We start from the raw sequence: 12,824 nt of genomic DNA, 5'->3' as shown, positions 1-12,824 counted from the left end.
CTGGCCCGCACCACGCACCATCCGCGCGCGGTCCATGGGCTGTCCGGTCCACGGACCGCGCGTCCATGTAGGTGATGAGATGACTAAGGAGCACCACCGTGCGCTTGTTACCGCTTCGTTTCACGACGGCCGGCCGGCTGGCCGCGCGGCCGCGTACCCGCACCGCGCTGACCGGCGTCCTGCTCGCCACCTCGCTGGTGGCCGCCGCCTGTGGTGGCAGCAGCGGCGGTGGCAGCAGCGGCGGGACGGCGAAGGCCGACTCGGCGCTGCTCGGCCCGGCGAAGGCCGCCACCGGCACCCCGGTGAAGATCGGCTGGATCGGCACCGGCCACACCCAGGCCGTGGACGCCTCGGCGGAGGAGAAGTCGGCGCAGGCCGCCGCCGACTACGCCAACGCCCACCTCGGTGGGCTGCGCGGGCACCCGATCCAGATCGTCAGCTGTGAGGACAAATCCGTCCCCGCGGACGCGCAGGCGTGTGGCAACACGTTCGTCCGCGAAAAGGTCGCCGCGGTGGCCGGCNGCAGCCCGGGGCAGGCCGACCCCTGGATCAAGATCGTTTCTCCGGCCGGGATCCCGTCGGTGCTGAACCTGGTCGCGACGCAGACCGCCCTGACGACCAAGAACGTGTTCCTGCTGGGCAACCCGCTCGGGCCGTTCGGCACGGCGGCGGCGTACGCGCGTGAGGCCAAGCTGTCCCCGGCCGTCGTGNTCGTCATCGACGTGCCCGCGGCCAGCGGTCCGGCCAAGGCGCTCTCGCCGATCTTCTTCAACAACGCGGGAAGCAAGGCCACGGTCATCGCGANCCCGCCGGGTACCGCCGACATGACCCCGCAGATCCAGACCGCGCAGAAGGACAAGCCCGCGCTGTACCACATCACGGGTGACCCGACCTTCTGCGCCAGCGCGATCAAGGCGATCAAGGCCCTCGGCATCAAGGCCACGATCACCGCGCTGGACCGCTGCGTCGGCACCGACAAGGGCGCCTCGATCCCCGGCGGCTTCGAAGGTGTGAAGATCATGGGTCAGGCCAACCAGGACCCGACCACCGCCGAGTACAAGCTGTACTCGGCCGTGATCGACGCCTACGGCAAGGGCCTGAAGACCGTCGACGCCTACACCGTCAGCGGCTACCAGGGCATGCTCGGCCTGATCCGCGCGGTCAACGCCGTCCCGGGCACCGACGTGACGCCGGCCGCGGTCACGACGGCGATCAAGACGGCGCCGGCCACCCCCTACCCGATCGGTGGCGGGGCGACCTTCCAGTGCAACGGCAAGGCGAGCCCGGTGTCGGCGAACATCTGCTCGACCACCGGATTCGTCGCCGACGCGTCCAAGACCGGCACGCTGTCGAACTTCCGCACCATCGACGCGACCGGAATCTACAAGCTCGGCGCGAACTAACCCGTTCGCGACGAACTGACCCGCTCGTGAGCTGATCGCTCGTGAGCTGATCGCCTCGCCGAGGGCGTGGGCCGCGTGACCCGCGGTTCACGCCCTCAGGCGAGCAGGTCCAGAGTGGCGGCGTTGCGTCCGCCCCCGTCGAGGTAGGCGGCACCGGCCCGCAGATGACGCCGCCACAGTGCCTGCGCACCGGCGGCGTCCCGTTGCTCGACCAGATCGACCAGGGCGTGATGCGCCCGGACGGTCGCCCGCTCGGTCTCGGCCTGCACCGACGTCCCGAGGTCGCTCTCGACCGCGGCCAGGGTGGCGCGGTCGACGATCTCCCTGAGCATGCCGATGAGCAGCTCGAGGGTTTCGTTGCCGGCCAGCCGGACGACGAGGGCGTGGAAGTCGTTGTGCAGCCGGACCGTCTCGGNCGGATCGGCGCCGTGGCGCTCCACCGCCGCGCGCAGCAGGCCCAGGTCGGCGCGGGTACGCCGGCGGGCCAGCAGCCCCGCGACCGGCGGCTCCAGATACAGCCGCGCCTCCCACACGTCGGCGACCGTCGTGCCGCCATGCTCCAGCACCAGCCCCGCGTAGCGGGCCGCGACCTGGGGGCTCGGCGTCTGCACCCGCGCCCCGCCGCCCGCGCCGCGGCGCACGGTGATCAGCGACTCCGCCTCCAGAATGCGCAGCGCCTCCCGCAGCGTCGGCCGGGACACCCCGTACTGCGCGACGAGCAGCGCCTCCGTCGGCAGCGCCTGCCCCTCGACCAGTTCGCCGCGCACGATGCGCTGGCGCAGGTCGGCCGAGACCAGCTCGGCCATCTTCGGCACCCGCATCCGCTGCCCCACGACGCCGACCCCGCCCGCGCCGGTACCGCCGGTGCTGCCCGCGTCGCCGGTGACGCCCCCGCCCACGGCGGGCTCCGCTGTCGGCATGCGTGTCTCCTTCATGGGTGGATCTCCACGCTACCGGCCAGGCACGCCCAGGCCGCCCACCCTCTGCGAGCCGGTGTGCAGGGGAACGGCGCCATCTGCCCGTCCGGGAGGAGTAGAAGGGACGCCGAACCCTGCAGAACAACCGCGGAGGCCGCTCTCCCGTCCATGGTCGTGTGCAGGACCCGTCGACCGCCGCAAACTCTCGGGAGTTTTTCGGCAAGGCGCCGAGGGCTTCGATGACGGNGATGGCGGCCGCCTCGCTCGGGCCGTTTGCGGAACTGCTGGGGTGAAGCCGCCTTCCGACCGTGCTGGTCGGGGCTGGAGTTCATCGGTGCCAAGTTCCTTCGATGCCTGTCGTGAGGACGGTCGAAAAGCCCGTTCGTGGGCTGGCGGAGAGTGTCGCGTGATGCCATCGAGAGTGTCTTTGTGCAGGTGGCGACGGCTTGTGGGGCCGTCTGGCGGCGGGACCGCCGGCCGTTCTCCTGATCTTCGGTCAACGAGGAGCGGCGCGGCGGCGGCGGTAGGGCCATACGCCGCTCCCGCGGTCGAAAGCGAAGCGTCCGGCCTCATCGCAACACGCCCGGAAACCGCGCTGAAAGACGGTCTAGCCATTACCCTGTGCCGGAAAAGTTGACTACCCTTTCAGCGGGAGGACAACGATGTCCGACATACGGAAAATAAGATGGCAATCAGGAAAGCGGAAATCTGTGCCGGGCGCGGCTGTGTTCGCAGCCGCGTTCTCCCTGATATCCCTGACGCCCGCCGCGGCATTCGCGACGGGAACGGCCGACTGGTCCGCCGCGAAGCCGGCGGCAGCAGGCCGGCACGGCGCGCCGCCGGCCACCGGGGTCGCCTGGTCCTGGGGGTGGAACGTGGAGGGGCAGCTCGGCGACGGCACGCAGACCGACAGCAACCGCCCCCTCCCGGTCACCGGTATCGACAGCGTCACCGCGGTGGCGGGTGGTGGCGTCACCGGGTACGCGCTGCGCCGCGACGGCACCGTCTGGGCCTGGGGCGCCAACTCGGCCGGGCAGCTCGGCGACGGCACCACCACCGACAGAGACTTTCCTGTCCAGGTCGGCGGGCTGGCCGACGTCACCGCCATCGCCGCAGGCCAGAACGCGGGGTACGCGTTGCGCCGGGACGGCACGGTCTGGGCCTGGGGCGCGGGCTGGACCGGTCAGCTTGGCAACGGCACCGACACCGACAGCGGCACACCCGTCCAGGTCGCCGGTCTTGACGACGCCACCGCTGTCGCCGCGGGCGACGGCACGGGATACGCGCTGCGCCGCGACGGCACCGTCTGGGCCTGGGGAGCGAACGGGGTGGGTCAGCTGGGCAACGGAACCACCACGGAAAGCAACGTTGCTGTCCAGGTCGGTGGGTTGGACGAGGCCACCGCCATCGCCGCGGGCGCCGGATCGGCGTACGCGCTGCGCCGCGACGGCACCGTCCGGGCCTGGGGCAACAACTCGGAAGGCCAGCTGGGCGACGGCACCACCACCAGCAGCACCACCCCCGTCCAGGTCGACGGACTGGACGACGTGAACACGATCGGGGCCGGCGGCAACACCGGCTATGCGGTGCGCGAGGACGGNACAGCCTGGTCCTGGGGCGTGAACTGGTTCGGGCAGCTCGGCGACGGTACCAACACCGACAGCTTCAGCCCGGTCCGGATCGCCATCCCCGCTCGCGTCACCGCCATCGCTGGCGGTGGCTACAGCGGATACGCGCTCGGCGGGCCCGCCCGCAGGCGCCACGCAGAAGCCTCCTGACAGTACTACCGACTGTCACATCGAACCCGGGGTGGCTCCGTCTTGAGCGGGCCGCCCCGGGTTCGGGACGTTCCAGGTCAGCGGGGCATGCCGAGGACGCGTTCGGCGAGGATGTTGCGCATGATCTCGGTGGTGCCGCCGGCGATCGTCGCCGACCGCGACATCAGGTACTCCCGCTGCGCGCGGCGCCCGGTCGTCTCGGCGACGCCGGCGAGGCCGAGCGCGGCGAGGTGCGTCTCGCCCTGGTGCTGCATGGCCCGCGACCACAGCAGCTTGATGACCGAGTGCTCGGCGCCGGGCGCGCCGCCCTCGGCGATGCGCCCGAGCGCGCGGCTGCCGAGCAGGCCGACGAGGCGGGCCTCGACGAGCCGGTCGGTGAGCTCCAGGCGGGTCTGCTCGTCCAGGCCGTGCCCGGACAGCGCCGTCACCAGGTCGTCGACGGACTGCTCCAGCCCGGCGGCGAGCTCGATGACCCCCGCCCGCTCGAAGCCGAGGGTGGTCATCGTGACCGTCCAGCCGGCGTGCAACGGGCCGAGCAGCGCGCTGCGCGGGACGCGAACCTCGTCGTAGAACACCTCGGCGAAGCCGCTCTCGCCGGTGATCATCGTGATCGGGCGGCGGGTGATGCCGGGCAGGTCGAGCGGCACGAGCAGCGCGGAGATCCCGCGGTGCGCCGGCGCGTCGGGGTCGGTGCGGGCGAGCAGCAGGCAGTGGGTCGCCTCCATGCCCTCCGACGTCCACACCTTCTGCCCGGTGATGACGAACGCGGCGTCGTCGCCGTCGCCGACGAGCTCCGCGCGGGTGCGCAGCGAGGCGAGGTCGCTGCCGGAGCCCGGCTCGGAGAAGCCCTGGCACCAGATCTCGGTGCCGGCCTGGATCGCCGGCAGATGTGCCTTCTGCTCCGGGGTGCCGTAGCGCATGAGCGTCGGGGCGACGTTGTTCAGGCCGAGGACGCCGCCGAGCGGCTGCGGCGCCCGGTGCGTCGCCATCACCCGGTCGCAGGCGACCTGGTCGACGATGCCGAGCCCGCGCCCGCCGTACTCCACCGGCCACTGCGGGGCGACCCAGCCGACCGAGTGCAGCGCCTGCTGCCAGGCCATCCGGGAGGCGAACGACACCTCGTCACCCCAGCGCTCGCGCCAGGCGGGCAGCAGGGCGGCGACGTGCCCGGCGAGCTCCGCGGCGGGCCCGGAGTCGGGCACGCTCAGCGTCGGGCGGGCGCCGGTGCCGCGCCGCGTCGGGTCGAGCCGGGCGCGGTGCGCGCCGGCGCCGCCGAGCAGCGGCGCGCCGGCCGCGGCGCGGCGCAGGTACAGGTGGACCTCGTGCTCCCAGGTGAAGCCGATCCCGCCGAGGATCTGCAGGTACTCGTTGGAGACGACGCCGGCGGCGCGCCCGGCGGCGAGCAGGGCCAGCGCCAGGGCGTCGTCGAGCTCGGCCGGGTCGGCGGCGGCGTCGTCGAGGCGGGCGGCGAGGTGGCGGGTGGCCGCGCGGGCCTGCTCGACCTCGGCGAGCATCTCGGCGCAGCGGTGCTTGATGGCCTGGAAGGAGCCGATCGGCCGGCCGAACTGGTGGCGGTCGGCCGCGTAGGCGACCGCGCCGGTCAGGCAGTGCCCGGCGAGACCGGTGCACTCGGCGGCCAGCGCGAGCGCCGCGGTGGCCTGACCCCGGCGCACCGCCGCGGTCGCCTCGGCGCCCGCGGCCAGCACGGTGCCCGGGGTGTCGTGCAGGGTCAGCGTGCCCAGTGGCCGGGTGGCGTCGACGCCGTCGACGCGGGTCAGGTCGAACCCGGCCGCGCCGGCGTCGACCGCGACCAGCAGCGGACCGTCCGGTGCCTGCGGACCGCCGGCTGCTTCGGCGAGCACCAGCACGTGGGCCGCCTCGGGGGACAGCACGGCGGAGACCTCCCCGGTGAGGGTCACCTGCGCGTCGGTCGGCGACGGCGCGGTCGCGCGCACCGAGCCGGGCGCGCCCCACAGATCCTCGTGCGCGGTCCAGGCGAAGGTCGCCACGGTCCCCTCGGCGACGGCGCCGAGCAGCGCCGACGCCGGCGCACCGGGCAGCGCCTGGAGGGTTCCGAGCACCGCCGCGGCGCCGATGCTCGGCACCGGCGCGAGCACCGCCCCGACCGCCTCCAGGGCGACGGCAAGGTCGACCCAGCGACCGCCGGCGCCGCCCTGCTCCTCGGCCAGCGGCAGGCCCGCCAGCCCCACCTCGGCCAGCGCCGCCCACACCGGCAGCTCCGAGACCTGGGCGGGGTCGGCGATCTGCTTGTGCCGGGAGTCCGCGGGCCAGTGGCGGGCGAGCTGGCCGACCACCGCCTCGGTGAGCGCGGCCTGATCCTCGGTGTCGGCGACCCCGACCTGGTCGATCACTGCTGGGATACCTCGTGGGGCTCGGCGGGAGGCGCCGTGGGCGCCCCGCGGGGGTGAGAGCAGTACGTGAACGAAGCGGCACGTGCGACGGCGGGCCGGGCGTGCGTCACCGCGGCCCGGCCCGCCGTGCTCGGTCAGCTGGTGGCGCCGTTTTCCTTGAACTCGATGATCTTGTCCCAGTCGTAGCCGAGCTCGAGGAGGATCTCCTCGGTGTGCTGGCCGTGCTCGGGGGCGGCGGTGAGGTCGAGGTGCTTCTCGTCGAACTGCACCGGGCTCGCCGCGACGGAGAACGTGTTGCCGTTGCCGTCGGTGATCTTCGGCAGGTAGCCGTTGGCCTGGACCTGCGGGTCCTGATGCAGCTCGGGGGCGGTGCGCACGGCGTCCCAGACGCCGTCGAAGTCGGCGAGGGCCTTCTCCCAGTGCGACAGCGGCGCCGACTCGAAGGTTGCCCGCAGCTCGGCGATGCACTCGCGCCGGTTGGCGAAGCGGACCTTCGCGTCGCTGTACCGGGGGTCGTCGATGAGGTCGGTGCGGCCGAGCCGGGTGCAGAAGTCCGCCCAGAAGCGGTCGGCCTGCAGCAGCACGACCGCGAGGAAACGGCCGTCGCCGGTGCGGTAGAGGTTCGCGACCGGGTTGGGCATCTCCTCGAGCTGGAACTTCGGGATCGGGGCGCCGGTGACGCCCGCCCCGACGATGTCCGGGGCGAGCTGCCAGATCGCGGCGGCCAGCAGGGACACGTCGACGACGGACGGCTCGCCGCTGCGCTCGCGACGGAACAGTGCCGCGGCGATGCCGCCCGCGAGCGCGAAGCCGCCGTAGGTGTCACCGAAGGCGGGACGCTGCGGCGCGGGCCAGTCGCCCTCGTGCGGGATGAGCGAGTCGCCGATGCCGCCGCGCGACCAGTAGGCGGCCATGTCGTACCCGCCGCGGCCGGCCTGCTCCCCGCGCGAGCCGTAGCCGTGGCCGCGCGCGTAGATGATCTTCGGGTTCCAGGCGCGGACGTCGTCGACGTCGATGCCGGCGCGGGCGCGGGAGTCGGGCAGCAGGTTCGTCACGAACACGTCCGACTGCTCGACCAGCTTGCGCAGGATCTCGCGGCCGGACTCGCTGCCGATGTCCAGACCGAGGCTGCGCTTGCCGCGGTTGGGCTGCTCGATGAAGTGGTTGATGCTGCCGGCACCGGCGACGATGCCGGAGCTGATCAGGCCGCGCTGCGGGTNACCCGTGACCGGGTGCTCGATCTTGACGACGTCGGCGCCCCAGTCGGCGAGCACGGCGCCNGCCGACGGGACGAACGTCCACGTCGCCACCTCGACGACCCGCACGCCGGCCAGGATGTCCTGCTTCATCGGATGTCCTGCCTCATCGGCTCCGGTCTCCTCGAACATGTGTGTGTCTCTGCGGACTGAGCTGTCACGGACTGATCTCTACGGTTCTCTGAGCGGTGTGTGTCGCTGATGGTCCGAAGCCGGATCAGCCGGCCGTNGGGGCGGCGTGACTGGTCCGGATGCCGTTGCGGGCGCATGCTGATCACCCCGCCCGACGGCCCCACCGGTCGAGCATCCTGCATGTTGACATGACCGTCAAACGTCGCTCCAATGACGATGGCGAGGCCAGCGGCGGCCTCCCGAGGAGGTGGGCGAGCGGTGACGGCGGACATTTCGGACTTCCGAGGCCAGGAAAGAGCCCGTCCTTCGTCCGCCGGGGACCAGCTCCCAGGTCAGGCTCCGGCCGAATCTGTCGCTCCCGTCAACATCGTCGGCGCGCGGGCGGCCCGCCGGTGAGCACGCCGACGGGTGGACCGGCCACGGCCGGCGACGAGGCGGCCATCCGCCGGGTGCTGCTGGAGTACTGCCGCGGCATCGACCGGCTCGACCTCGAACTGGTCCGCGGCTGCTACTGGCCGGAGGCGACCGACCGGCACGGCCCGTTCACCGGCACCCGCGACGAGTTCATCGACTGGGTCGGCCCGCTGCTGGGCCGCCAGACGATGACCATGCACCATCTCGGCAACGTCCTCGTCGACATCCCCGCCGGTCACGACGTCGCCGACGCCCACGTCGCCGTCGCCGAGAGCTACGGCGTCGCCTACCACGCGGGCGAGCCGGCCGGCGACGTGNGGTGGAACTACGCCGCGGGCTTCCGGTACGTCGACCGGTTCGAACGCCGGGACGGGCGGTGGCGCATCGCCGACCGGATCACCGTCATCGAGTGGGTCCGGCCCTGGGACGCCGACCGCGACCGGATCACCAAGTTCGGCGAGCACCTGCCGCGCCGCGACCGCACCGACCCNCTCTACGCCACGCAGGCGGCGGCCGAAGTGCGGGAACTGGGAGCGGGGAAGACAGCAGCGCGGGAATCGGCGTGAGGCTGGCCGAGACGGTCGCCCTGGTGACCGGCGCCGGGCAGGGCGTCGGGCGTGGCGTGGCGCTGGCGCTGGCCGCCGAGGGCGCGGCCGTCGCGGTCGTCGGGCGCACGCTGGCGAAGTGCGAGGCGGTGGCGGCCGAGATCGTCGAGCGGGGCGGGCGGGCGATCGCCGTGCAGGCCGACGCCGGGGTCCGCGCCGACGTGGACGCCGCCGTCGCCGCGGTCCGCGCCGGGCTCGGCCCGGTGACGAGCCTCGTCAACGTCGCCCAGACCACCCGGTACGGCTCGATCCGCCGGCTCACCGAGGACGACCTGGACGCCGTCTGGCAGTCGGGCCCGGTCGGGTCGCTGCGGTTCATGCAGGCCTGCTTCGACGACCTGCGGGCCAGCAAGGGCAGCGTGGTCAACTTCGGCTCCGGCAGCGGGCTGACCGCCCGCCCCGCGATGGGCGCCTACGCCGCGGTCAAGGAGGCGCTGCGGACGATGAGCCGCGTCGCCGCCGCCGAGTGGGGCCGCTACGGCATCCGGGTCAACGTCGTCTGCCCGCTCGCCGGCTCGCCCGGCTTCGACAGTTGGACGGCCGACCTGCCCGACGCCGCGGCGAGCCTCGCCGCCCAGGNGCCGCTGGGCCGACTCGGCGACGCCGAGCTCGACGTCGGCCGCGCCGTGGTCTTCCTCGTCGGCCCGGACAGCCAGTACATCACCGGCACGACGCTGATGGTCGACGGCGGCTATGACTACCTCCGGTGAGCCGACCGGCCGCGCCGGCGCCCAGGGTCCGTTAGCCGGCGGTCCGCTGGCCGGCGGTTCGTCGGCGGGTGGTTCGTCGGCCGGTGGTTCGTTGGCCGGCGAGGTCGCGCTGGTCACGGGCGCGGGTTCGGGGATCGGTGCGGCCAGCGCCCGCCGGCTCGCCGCCGAGGGCGCGGCGGTCGCCGTCACCGACCTTGCCGGCGCGTCGGCGGCGCGGGTCCGCGACGAGATCGTCGCGGCCGGCGGGCGGGCCGTCGCGCTCGCCCTCGACGTCGCCGACGAGGCCGCCGTGCGCGACTGTGTCGCGCGGGTCGCGGCCGAGCTCGGCCCGATCGGCGTGCTGCACAACAACGCCGCCGCGACCGCACTGTCCGGCGGTGGCGGTGACGCCGAGGTGCTCACCATGACGGCGGAGCTCTGGGACGCGACGATGGCCGTCAACGTCCGCGGGCCGATGCTGCTGGCGCGCGCCGTGCTGCCCGCGATGATCGCCGCCGGCCGCGGGTCGATCGTCAACACCTCGTCGGGGGCCGCCGCGGCCGCGGAGCACCTGCGCCCGGCCTACGGCGCGTCGAAGGCGGCGCTGGAGTCCCTGACCCGCAGCATCGCCGCCCGCTACGGCCCGGTCGGAGTGCGCTGCAACGCCGTCGCCCCGGGACTCGTGCTGACCGACACCGTCCGCGGGCCCGGCCGCGGGCTGCGCCGGATGCGCGCCGTGTTCGCCGCGCACACCCCGTCCCCGCTGGGCACGCCCGACGAGGTCGCCCAGGTCGTGGCGTTCCTCGCCTCCGACGCCGCCCGTTACGTCAACGGCGTCGTGCTGCGCGTCGACGGCGGCATGGGCGCCGCCCAGCCCTACCTCGCCGACCTGCTCGGCCGCCACGCCGCGGTCGAGAACGCGCCGACCGTGCTTTCCTGAGGAGTCTCCATGAAGTGGGGCATCGTCTTCGCCAGCACCGGGTTCCCCGACCCCGAGGACGCCGTGGCGCTCGCCGTCGCGGCCGAGCAGGCCGGGNTCGAGTCGCTGTGGGCGCCGGAGCACGTCGTGCAGTCGCGCCGCCCCGACGCGACCCCGTACCGCGGCGTCACCAACGGCAGCATGGACCGGCTCTCGCGGCGCGGCGGCATGCCCGACCCGCTGATCTGGCTGACCTACGTCGCCGCGGTGACCACCCGGATCCGCTTCGGCACCGGCGTGCTGATCCTGCCGGAGCACCAGCCGACGGTGCTCGCCAAGACCGCCGCCACCCTCGACCATCTCTCCGGCGGCCGGCTGATGCTCGGCATCGGCGTCGGCGAGCTGCCCGAGGAGTACGCCGCCGTCGGCATGGAGTTCCGCAACCGGGGCCGGCGGATGGACGAGTACATCGACGCCATGCGGGTGCTGTGGCGCGACGACACGGCGACCTTCGCCGGCGAGTACGTCGCCTTCGACCAGGTGGAGTGCCGGCCGTGGCCGGTGCGCCGGGCGATCCCGCTGTTCGTCGGCGGGGCGTCGGAGGCGGCGATCCGCCGCGCGGCGACCCGCGGCGACGGCTACTTCCCGTTCGTCTTCCCCGGCCAGGACCCGCTCGTCGAGCTGCCGAAGCTGCTCACCCGGGTCCGCGAGGAGACCAGGGCCGTCGGGCGCGACCCCGACGCCATGGAGTTCACCGCGGGCGGCGCGCGCACCGTCGAGGAGGCGAAGGTCTACGCCGACTTCGGCGTCCACCGGCTCACCGTCGCCGTGCGCGGGCGCACCATCGCCGAGATGCTCGACGACGTCGCCCGCCTCGGCGACGAACTCGTCGCCCCCACGGTCGAGCTGTGACCGCGGCGGATCCCGATCCGGCGTCGTCGTCGGCGGGGGAGTTGTCGTTCGCGGGTCGCACCGTGCTGGTCACGGGTGNGGGGCGCGGCGTCGGGCGGGCGCACGCGCTCGCCTTCGCCGCCCGNGGGGCCGCCGTCGTCGTCAACGACCTGCCCGATCCCGCCGGCGATCAGGCCGAGGGGGCCGAGGGGGCGGAGGGGGCCGCGGCCGTCGTCGCCGAGATCCGCCGGGCCGGGGGCAGGGCCGTCGCGCACCTCGGCGACGTCGCCGAGCCGGGGGTCGCCGAGGCGCTGGTCGAGCGGGCGCTCGCCGAGTTCGGCCGCGTGGACGTCGTCGTGGCCAACGCCGGCATCGACCGGATCGTGCGGCTGCGCGAGGTCACCGCCGACGTGCTGACCGAGTTCTTCCGGGTGCACGTGCTGGGCACCTGGGCGTTGTGCTCCGCCGCCTGGCCGCACCTGGCGCAGCAGGGCTACGGGCGGATCGTGACGACGACCTCGGCCGCCGGCTACTTCGGCCTGGCCGCCGCGCTGCCGTACACGGTCGCGAAGGGCGCCCTGCACGGCCTGACCCAGACGCTCGCCCTCGAAGGCGCCCGGCGTGGCATCACCGTCAACGCGGTCGCGCCGTTCGCGGCGTCACGGCTGGCCGCCGACCGGACCCGGTCGCGGCCCGAGATGTACGCCGCGATCGAGCGGGTCGCCCCGCCGGCGTCGGTGGCCGCGGTGGCGCTGTGGCTCGCGCACGAGTCGACGACCGTCACCGGCCTGGCCTTCGAGGCCGGCGTCGACGCGGTCGGCCGCATCGCGGTGGCCACCGGCGACGTGCTCACCGTCGACGGTGCGCTGACCCCCGAGGACGTCCGCGCCGGCGCGGCGCTGCTGACCGGAGGCGCCGTGACCGTCCCCGACCTCGGCGCCGCCGACCGCCCCCTGACCCGCCGCCTCACCGAACGCGCCGCCGCAGCCGCGTCGAGGTGAACGGCGCCGTCCTGCGCGAGACAGGCCGGGATGTCACGTGTCCGCACGTCGCTCGTCGTAGTGACGGGGGGCCTAATGGGGGGTGTGACGATCTCGAATCCTGGATCATGCCAACAAAAAGCTAACAAATTGCTAGCAAAAACTAGCGGCCCCGATCCGGCCTCCGCACCGCCCCACCCACCCGAACACACCCACACACCCCNCCACAAGAACCACCCACAGTGACCTCCGGAAATCCCGCAAAGGTCACGGGACAACCCGACGATGACATAACGTCACCGACCACAGTCACACACCGTCGCCGATCACGCCCTGACTTCCGTAGATTGGCCCTGCCGCCGACTACATTCTGTTATCAGCGGAAGTCGCCCGAGACTACAGATCGTTACCGATTTCGGCTCAGGGCCGCACGGCGGGTCCGTTCCCCTGGCCTCCACGGCCACGACC

The 12,824-nt window shown here is 73.6% G+C and carries 9 protein-coding genes and 12 pseudogenes; 15 read left to right on the top strand and 6 right to left on the bottom strand.

Features of this window, described 5'->3' with window-relative positions; translation table 11 throughout:
* Positions 1 to 98: 98 nt before the first annotated feature.
* The 4 genes and pseudogenes from UK94_RS76645 to UK94_RS70360 form a co-directional block, all read left to right on the top strand.
* Positions 99 to 521: pseudogene (locus tag UK94_RS76645) on the top strand (ABC transporter substrate-binding protein); the annotation flags it as partial.
* Between the two features lies 1 nt (position 522).
* A pseudogene (locus UK94_RS70370) lies at positions 523 to 710 on the top strand (branched-chain amino acid ABC transporter substrate-binding protein); the annotation flags it as partial.
* Position 711: 1 nt separating this feature from the next.
* A pseudogene (locus UK94_RS70365) lies at positions 712 to 804 on the top strand (hypothetical protein); the annotation flags it as partial.
* Between the two features lies 1 nt (position 805).
* The coding region (locus UK94_RS70360; RefSeq protein ID WP_235490623.1) for an ABC transporter substrate-binding protein at positions 806 to 1,403 on the top strand (598 nt) is incomplete at its 5' end.
* 95 nt (positions 1,404 to 1,498) lie between these two features.
* Here the strand turns inward: UK94_RS70360 and UK94_RS70355 are convergent.
* Positions 1,499 to 1,818 (bottom strand): annotated as a pseudogene (locus UK94_RS70355) (FCD domain-containing protein); the annotation flags it as partial.
* Position 1,819: 1 nt separating this feature from the next.
* On the bottom strand, positions 1,820 to 2,209 hold a 390-nt coding region (locus tag UK94_RS70350; protein WP_235490640.1), incomplete at its 3' end, for a GntR family transcriptional regulator.
* A gap of 773 nt (positions 2,210 to 2,982) precedes the next feature.
* Between UK94_RS70350 and UK94_RS29825 the strand changes: the two are divergent.
* Together UK94_RS29825 and UK94_RS70345 are read left to right on the top strand one after the other, a co-directional pair.
* A pseudogene (locus UK94_RS29825) lies at positions 2,983 to 3,920 on the top strand (RCC1 repeat- and reductase domain-containing protein); the annotation flags it as partial.
* A gap of 1 nt (position 3,921) precedes the next feature.
* Positions 3,922 to 4,098, top strand: a 177-nt coding sequence (locus UK94_RS70345) for an RCC1 domain-containing protein (protein WP_268761719.1), incomplete at its 5' end; no start/stop codon positions are given.
* 77 nt (positions 4,099 to 4,175) lie between these two features.
* On the opposite strand, the gene UK94_RS29820 is transcribed toward UK94_RS70345, so the two are convergent.
* The 4 genes and pseudogenes from UK94_RS29820 to UK94_RS76640 form a co-directional block, all read right to left on the bottom strand.
* A complete protein-coding gene (locus UK94_RS29820) occupies positions 4,176 to 6,470 on the bottom strand; it encodes an acyl-CoA dehydrogenase (protein ID WP_011604677.1) in 2,295 nt (764 codons plus the stop codon).
* Between the two features lie 134 nt (positions 6,471 to 6,604).
* Positions 6,605 to 7,689 (bottom strand): annotated as a pseudogene (locus UK94_RS29815) (CaiB/BaiF CoA-transferase family protein); the annotation flags it as partial.
* 1 nt (position 7,690) lies between these two features.
* A pseudogene (locus UK94_RS70340) lies at positions 7,691 to 7,750 on the bottom strand (hypothetical protein); the annotation flags it as partial.
* A gap of 1 nt (position 7,751) precedes the next feature.
* Positions 7,752 to 7,819 (bottom strand): hypothetical protein (locus UK94_RS76640; RefSeq protein WP_313949616.1); only part of this gene is annotated, 68 nt, incomplete at its 3' end.
* A 158-nt stretch (positions 7,820 to 7,977) separates the two neighbouring features.
* Here UK94_RS76640 and UK94_RS70335 point away from each other — a divergent pair.
* The 9 genes and pseudogenes from UK94_RS70335 to UK94_RS29790 all read left to right on the top strand — a co-directional run.
* Positions 7,978 to 8,589: pseudogene (locus UK94_RS70335) on the top strand (nuclear transport factor 2 family protein); the annotation flags it as partial.
* Position 8,590: 1 nt separating this feature from the next.
* Positions 8,591 to 8,762, top strand: a pseudogene (locus UK94_RS70330) (nuclear transport factor 2 family protein); the annotation flags it as partial.
* A gap of 72 nt (positions 8,763 to 8,834) precedes the next feature.
* A pseudogene (locus UK94_RS29805) lies at positions 8,835 to 9,456 on the top strand (SDR family NAD(P)-dependent oxidoreductase); the annotation flags it as partial.
* A 1-nt stretch (position 9,457) separates the two neighbouring features.
* Positions 9,458 to 9,587 (top strand): SDR family oxidoreductase (locus UK94_RS70325; protein WP_235490636.1); only part of this gene is annotated, 130 nt, incomplete at its 5' end.
* A complete protein-coding gene (locus UK94_RS29800; protein WP_235490621.1) occupies positions 9,571 to 10,506 on the top strand; it encodes an SDR family NAD(P)-dependent oxidoreductase in 936 nt (311 codons plus the stop codon). The genes UK94_RS70325 and UK94_RS29800, both read left to right, overlap by 17 nt.
* Before the next feature lie 9 nt (positions 10,507 to 10,515).
* Positions 10,516 to 10,602 (top strand): annotated as a pseudogene (locus UK94_RS75455) (hypothetical protein); the annotation flags it as partial.
* A gap of 1 nt (position 10,603) precedes the next feature.
* A partial coding sequence (locus UK94_RS29795; protein ID WP_268761716.1) for an LLM class F420-dependent oxidoreductase occupies positions 10,604 to 11,397 on the top strand: 794 nt, incomplete at its 5' end.
* A gap of 79 nt (positions 11,398 to 11,476) precedes the next feature.
* A pseudogene (locus UK94_RS75450) lies at positions 11,477 to 11,521 on the top strand (hypothetical protein); the annotation flags it as partial.
* Position 11,522: 1 nt separating this feature from the next.
* The coding region (locus UK94_RS29790) for an SDR family oxidoreductase (protein ID WP_235490619.1) at positions 11,523 to 12,377 on the top strand (855 nt) is incomplete at its 5' end.
* Positions 12,378 to 12,824: the final 447 nt, after the last annotated feature.

Origin of the sequence: Frankia sp. AvcI1 (assembly GCF_001420875.1) — a bacterium.
GTDB classification, from domain to species: domain Bacteria; phylum Actinomycetota; class Actinomycetes; order Frankiales; family Frankiaceae; genus Frankia; species Frankia alni.
Note: the sequence above shows the minus strand (reverse complement) of the source record. Positions and strands in the feature narration are given on the sequence as shown.